At 63.4% G+C, this 5186-nt stretch carries 6 protein-coding genes and 1 other RNA gene; 5 read left to right on the top strand and 2 right to left on the bottom strand.

The window, feature by feature from the left end:
- The 3 genes from AX735_RS22505 to AX735_RS22495 form a co-directional block, all read left to right on the top strand.
- A partial coding sequence (locus AX735_RS22505; RefSeq protein WP_066284849.1) for an arginine N-succinyltransferase occupies nt 1-934 on the top strand: 934 nt, incomplete at its 5' end.
- Between the two features lie 203 nt (nt 935-1137).
- Nucleotides 1138-2388, top strand: a complete 1251-nt coding sequence (locus AX735_RS22500; RefSeq protein ID WP_066284848.1) for an N-succinylarginine dihydrolase — start codon at nt 1138-1140, stop codon at nt 2386-2388.
- Nucleotides 2389-2478: 90 nt separating this feature from the next.
- Nucleotides 2479-2706 (top strand): hypothetical protein, encoded by a 228-nt coding sequence (locus AX735_RS22495; RefSeq protein ID WP_060977674.1) that lies wholly within the window; start codon nt 2479-2481, stop codon nt 2704-2706.
- A 46-nt stretch (nt 2707-2752) separates the two neighbouring features.
- Here AX735_RS22495 and ssrA read toward each other — a convergent pair.
- Both ssrA and mscL read right to left on the bottom strand, forming a co-directional pair.
- Nucleotides 2753-3096, bottom strand: a transfer-messenger RNA (tmRNA) gene (ssrA, locus tag AX735_RS22490).
- 154 nt (nt 3097-3250) lie between these two features.
- Complete coding sequence (gene mscL / locus AX735_RS22485; protein ID WP_066284847.1) at nt 3251-3676, bottom strand: large conductance mechanosensitive channel protein MscL; 426 nt, start codon at nt 3674-3676, stop codon at nt 3251-3253.
- 160 nt (nt 3677-3836) lie between these two features.
- Between mscL and AX735_RS22480 the strand changes: the two genes are divergently transcribed.
- The gene (locus tag AX735_RS22480; RefSeq protein ID WP_066284846.1) at nt 3837-4427 is read left to right on the top strand and encodes a LemA family protein; all 591 of its coding nucleotides are present in this window, start codon (nt 3837-3839) and stop codon (nt 4425-4427) included.
- Nucleotides 4424-5186: TPM domain-containing protein (locus AX735_RS22475; protein WP_446471851.1), on the top strand; the 763-nt coding region annotated here is incomplete at its 3' end. The genes AX735_RS22480 and AX735_RS22475, both read left to right, overlap by 4 nt.

Genomic DNA, 5186 nt, shown 5'->3' with positions numbered 1-5186 from the left:
GTTCACAAACCTGCCCGCCGACCGCAAGTCACTCGAGGGCAAGATCGAACGCTCGACGACCTGTTTCGCGCGCGCGGACGACGATCTGCGCGACGAGCTGTTCGTGCTGGTGCTCGAGAACACCGAAACCGGCGAGATTCGCGGGACCTGCCAGTTGCTCACCCAGGTCGGGCAGAAATGGCCGTTCTATAGCTATCGCCTCAGCACGCTGACCCAGCACAGCGCCGAGCTGGGCCGCACCTTCCGCGCCGAGATCCTGAGCCTGGTCACCGATCTGGAAGGGTCAAGCGAGGTCGGCGGGCTGTTCCTCCACCCCAACGAGCGTGCCGGGGGCCTCGGCATGCTGCTCGCGCGCAGCCGTTACCTGTTCATCGGGATGCACCGTGCGCGCTTTGCCGACCGCATCCTCGCCGAGCTGCGCGGGATCATCGACGATGCCGGAGATTCGCCGTTCTGGGACAGCATCGCCGGGCGCTTTTTCGGCATGAGCTTCGACGAGGCCGACACGTTCAATGCACTGCACGGCAACCAGTTCATCGCTGATCTGATGCCCAAGCACCCGGTCTATGTCGCGATGCTCTCCGACAGCGCGCGCCATGTACTCGGTCGGCCCAATGTCAGCGGCCGCGCGGCAATGCGGATGCTGGAAAATGAAGGCTTTGCGCACGAGAATTATGTCGACATCTTCGATGGCGGCCCGACCATGACCGCCCGCACCGATCAGGTGCATTCGATCCGCAACGCGCGCGATGCCAAGGTCGCCGCGATGGGCGACGATGGCACCATCTCGCTTGTCGCCTCGGGCCGCCTGGCCGATTTCCGCTGCGCCTATGGCAAGGTGGCGGATGGCGCTGACGGCGTGACGCTTGATCCCGCAACGGCAGAGGTGCTGCGCGTCGGCGCTGGTGATGCTGTGCGCTGGATCGAGAGATAGGAACCACATACCCCTCTCCCTTGAGGGGAGAGGGCTGCGAAGCCTTGATGAGCGAAGCGAATTTAGGCGAAGCTGGGTGAGGGTGAAAATGCGCAAAGGTCAGCGAATGGCCCCCTCTCCCAGCTCCGACTAGGCAGCAAGCTGCCAAGTCTGCGCATCCCTCTCCCTCGCTGGGGAGAAGGAAAAGAGAACAGGAACTGAGGATGCTCACCGAGATCAATTTCGACGGAATCATCGGCCCCAGCCACAATTATGCGGGCCTCAGCCTCGGCAATATCGCCTCGGCCAACAATGCCGGTTCGGTCAGTGAACCGCGCGCCGCCGCGTTGCAGGGCGTCGCCAAGATGCGCGCCAATATCGCGCTCGGGCTGGCGCAGGGCTTTTTCATGCCGCTCGACAGGCCCAATACCGGCTGGTTGCAAAGCCTCGCCACCGATGTCGCCAACGCCGAGCCGCATCTGCGCGCCGCCAGCTTCTCTGCCTCGTCGATGTGGGCGGCCAATGCCGCGACAGTATCGCCTGCCCCGGATACCGCCGATGGCCGCTGCCACCTGACCGTCGCCAATCTGATGACGATGCCGCATCGCAGCCATGAATGGACTGGCACGCTGGCGCAGCTGCAACTCGCCTTTGCCGACGAGCGCCATTTCGCGGTGCACGGCCCCGTCCCGGCCCCGTTCGGCGACGAGGGCGCGGCCAACCACATGCGGCTGTGCGAGCGGCACGACAGCACCGGCGTCGAGATTTTCGTCTATGGCAAGGCGGGCGGCCCCTTCCCCGCGCGCCAGCATGTCGAGGCGGGCAAGGCGATCGCGCGGCGGCACGGGCTGGCGGCGGACCGCACCCTCTTCATCCAGCAGAGCGAGACCGCGATCGCCGCGGGCGCGTTCCACAATGATGTCGTCGCGGTCGCCAATGAAAGCGTGCTGTTCACGCACGAACAGGCGTTCGAGGACCGCGATGGGGCCTATGCCGCGGTCCGCGCCGCTTTCCCGGCGGTGCAGATCGTCGAGGTGCCCGCCAGCGCGGTATCGCTCGCCGATGCGATCAAGAGCTATCTGTTCAACGCGCAGCTGGTCACGCTGCCGGATGGCGGCCAGGCGCTGGTGCTTCCCAGCGAATCGCAGGAGGTGCCCGCCGTGTGGCAATGGCTCGAGGCGATGGTCGGGGGCAACGGCCCGATCCGACGGCTGGTGCCGGTCAATGTCCGCCAGTCGATGGCCAATGGCGGCGGTCCGGCCTGCCTCAGGCTGCGCGTGGTGGCCGATCCCGCGACGGTCGATCCGCGCTTCATCGCCACGCCGGACAGGCTCGATGTCGTCGAACGGGTGATCGCCGCGCACTGGCCCGAGCGGATCGCACCGGGCGATCTCGCCGACCCTGCGCTGGCCGAAACCGTGCGCGCCGCGCGGCGGACGCTGTTGCAGGCGCTCGACCTCGGAGCGCTCGCCTGACCTGTCGGCAGGCTTTACAGTTTAACCCTTTCTTAACTATCGTCTGCGGCAGAAAAGCGCCCTTGGCACAGGGCTTGCGGGGGAATGCCCATGTTCGAGAAGATCCGTCGCCTCTTCATCATCAAGACCAAGTTCGAGGTGTATCTGATCACCTATGCGCTGGCGCTGGGGGCCTGCGAGCGCGGCAAGCTCTATCTCGATCAATATCCCGGCTATGGCGGCTGGCTGCTGTTTGTCGCGTGCACCGGCGCGGTGTTCATGGCGGGCGCCAAGATGCTCGACGCGATCGATTATCAGAAGGCGTACGGGCCGGAATGATGAGGGAAAGTGGAGAGCTTCTGTTGCCCGGTGCTCTCCAAACCGCTGAACTCCGCTTCTGTTGCCCGGTGGGTTCAACCGCGCTCTTACTTCCTTATTCTTGGCCGTTAGGCCGCTGAATTAGGCAGCAAGTGCGAGTGCGTCATTGTCATTGGCACTTATGAGTTTTGAGCCTTTAACGGGTTACTCAGCCCGGACGAAAACACCGCTTTTCAACACACGTCGATCCTAGTTCGGCCCCGTCAAAAGCCCCGCTTTCACGAGGATTATGGTGGAGCCGCCGGGTACCGCCCCCGGGTCCGCTGTGCCTATTGCACGCCGCAATTTATCGTCATAGCCGGACGAGCCGGCAGGAACCCATATAGCGATGCTTTGGTGAATGGGAAGTGAGCGGCGGGAGAATTTCGGCCTGACAGTCCAACCATCGCCGCACAACCTGCTCCCCTCCCTGCAAGGGAGGGGTCGGGGGTGGGTCAGCGAGATCATGCTGCGCTTGGCGCACACGACCCACCCATAGCCCCTCCCTGACCAGGGAGGGGAAGGCTTACTTCTTCAGCAAATCCCGGATTTCCGCAAGCAGTTCGACCTCGCTCGGTCCTGCCGGAGCACCCGGTTCCTCGGGCTTCTTGAACAGCTTGTTCGCGGTGCGCACGATTAGGAAGATGATGAACGCCAGGATCAGGAAATTGATGATCACGGTGATGAACTGGCCATAGCCGAAGAGCGGCACGCCCGCCTTCTTGAGCGCGGCATAATCGTTCAGCGATCCCGTATAGGTCTCAGGCACCGGCCCCAGCATGATGAAATAGCTGGAAAAATCCGCCCCGCCAAAGATCGCGCCAACCACCGGCATGATGATGTCCTCGGTCAGCGAGGTGGTGATCGTCGCAAAGGCCGCACCGATGATCACCGCAACTGCCAGATCGAGCACATTGCCGCGCGCGATGAACGCCTTGAATTCCTGAAGCACGTCTTTCCCCTTTTTATGCCTGCAGATGCCCCTATAATCGCCACTGACGTGGAGATGTCGAGTGGCTTGCAAGTGGGGCGTGTAAAACATGGTCTTGCAGCTTTGCCGTATTAACACGATATAACGGTCGCGCGTTATCAACCGGAGGGAATTACTGACTATGCGTATCACCCGTTATGCCCTGCCCCTGGTGGCAGCGCTGTCGCTTACCGCGTGCGGCATCAACTCGGTCCCCACGGCGGAGGAAAATGCCAAGGCGAAATGGGCCGACGTGGAAAACCAGTATCAGCGCCGCGCCGATCTGGTGCCGAATCTCGTCTCGACGGTGAAGGCTGGGGCCGCATCGGAAGAAAAGATCCTGACCCAGGTAACCGAGGCCCGCGCCAAGGCGACCGCGATCAACATCACCACCGAGGATCTTTCGGACCCCGAAACCTTCGAGAAGTTCAGCCAGGCGCAGAACCAGCTGACCCAGGCGCTGGGCCAGCTGCGCACCGTGGTCGAAGCCTATCCGCAGCTGCAGAGCCAGCAGAATTTCACCACGCTGATGAGCCAGCTCGAGGGCACGGAGAACCGCATTTCGGTAGCGCGGCGCGATTATAACGAGGCGGTGCGCGAATATAACACCACCATCCGCACCTTCCCCGATTCGATCGGCGCGAACCTGATCCACGGTGCCAAGCCGATGGTGCCGTTCAAGGCGACCACCGCGGGTGCCGAGGAAGCGCCCAAGGTCGATTTCGGCCAGTGAGCCGCGCGCCCGCCCTTGCGGGTGGCCTGAAAGCATGGCTCGGCCAGTGGCTGGCGGTAACGCTGCTGCTGGTCGCTGCCGCGCAGAGCGCCGCCACCGCGCAGACCTTTCCCAAGCTCTCCGGGCGCGTCGTCGACAACGCCAATCTGCTCGACCCCGCGCAGGAGGCATCGCTCACCGCCAAGCTGGAGGCGCTGGAGAAACAGTCGACGCGCCAGCTGGTCGTCGTCACCCTGCCCGATCTGCAGGGGTACGAGATCGAGGAATATGGCTATCAGCTCGGCCGCAAATGGGGCATCGGCCAGGCGGAAAAAGGATCGCTCGAAAAGGACAATGGCGCGCTGCTGATCGTCGCGCCGAACGAGCGCAAGGTGCGGATCGAGGTCGGCTATGGCCTTGAGGGCGTGCTGACCGACGCCTTGTCGAGCGTCATCATCCAGCAGGACATATTGCCGCGCTTCCGCGACAAGGACATGCCCGGCGGCATCGCGGCGGGCACCGATGCGATCATCACCCAGCTGACTCTTCCCGAAGAGGAAGCGCGCGCCTATGCCGCCAAGGTCGAGGAGGAATCGCGCAAGGCCGATGATGGCGATGGCATCGGCCTGTTCATCTTCTGGCTGATCATCATTTTCTTCTTCTTCGTCATCCCGATGATCCACGCCGCGCGCAGCAAGGGCCGGCCCTATCGCAGCTCGGGCATCGGCGGCATCACCACCTGGGGGGCATCTTCGGGATCGTCCTGGGGCGGTTCTTCCG

This window comes from Blastomonas sp. CCH1-A6 (genome assembly GCF_001556365.1).
Classification (GTDB): domain Bacteria; phylum Pseudomonadota; class Alphaproteobacteria; order Sphingomonadales; family Sphingomonadaceae; genus Blastomonas; species Blastomonas ursincola.
The sequence above is the reverse complement of the archived record's forward strand: the minus strand, read 5'-3'. Positions and strand labels throughout refer to the sequence as shown.